Annotated in this window: 2 protein-coding genes; one reads left to right on the forward strand and one right to left on the reverse strand. The window is 51.1% G+C overall.

The features are described from left to right. Positions 1 to 167 precede the first annotated feature (167 nt). Complete coding sequence (locus BP822_RS06010) at positions 168 to 536, forward strand: hypothetical protein (RefSeq protein ID WP_286877955.1); 369 nt, start codon at positions 168 to 170, stop codon at positions 534 to 536. Between the two features lie 98 nt (positions 537 to 634). Here BP822_RS06010 and BP822_RS06015 read toward each other — a convergent pair. Beyond that, on the reverse strand, positions 635 to 1,034 hold a 400-nt coding region (locus BP822_RS06015; protein WP_286877956.1), incomplete at its 5' end, for a tetratricopeptide repeat protein.

The raw sequence follows: 1,034 nt of genomic DNA on the forward strand, positions 1-1,034 counted from the left end.
AACTACATCACAGGAGGGAGGAGCAGTTTCAGAAGCGCGGCCACCTGGCCGCGTTTCGGAAGCTGTAGCATTGCCCTAATTTCTAAAATTTCTGGCAATAATTTAGCATCATGTCCTCAACCAAGAGATAAATATCTTCAACCAGGATGAGTTAGCTGGAGATGCTTGTGCAAAAGCTCGAACCCAACTTCACCGGAATAAAGAATCTGAATGAGGATCTAAGGGCGGCAGCTGAGGTTTACATTCTTAGAAGGCCAAATGATGTGTACGACTTCCTGAAAAAGGGGCCTTCAGCTATAGCTCTGGTCTCGGAGGCATATGAGCGAATTCGAGAGCATTTCCCTCAGGACGAGATCTTCATGGAGGTCCTGACAGATCCAGGCTCACCGATGGAAAAGGAGCTTTTGATCTCCATATCCACTAGCCTTCCGCCAATCGATGCCATCAGAAAGCTGGATGCCTTTGATGATGGCTGGTGGCTTGGGGCTTCGAGCGGTTCGCCTGCGGATATCTGTATCAAGGTGGAATACAGATAGCATCCCCGCAGAGGGAGTTCAACTGGAAGTCTTACCTGGCTTTAGCTGAAGAGCTAGGGAAAAGCTCTGATGATGGCATAAAAATAATAGAGAGCCATCTATAAAAGCCAATCGACATCAGAATCTCCCGTCTCATACCTTTCAGAATCCATGTCCATAGCCAGGTCGAAGGCCGCTTCCGCCTCCTGATATCTGCCTAAAACTGTGAGCGCCTCCGCCTTTGTGCTCAGTGCATCGAGGTTATCGGGCTGTATTGAAAGCGCCCGGTCCAGAGCAAAAAGCGCCTCCTCTGCCCGTCCCATCTCCCGCAGGAGGATGCCCCTGTCCAGCCAGGCCTGCCCGTAGCCAGGATCTATCTCAACTGCCTTATCTGAGGCCTTCAGGGCTTCATCATGATCTTTTAGACCAGAATATGCGAGAGCTCTTCCCCGCCAGGCCTCGGCATCATCCGGATCCAGATCCAGAGCCCTCTGGAACGCCTGCAGCGACTGATTGTAT

Source organism: Methanosaeta sp. UBA458, from assembly GCF_002496085.1.
Lineage (GTDB): Archaea > Halobacteriota > Methanosarcinia > Methanotrichales > Methanotrichaceae > Methanothrix > Methanothrix soehngenii.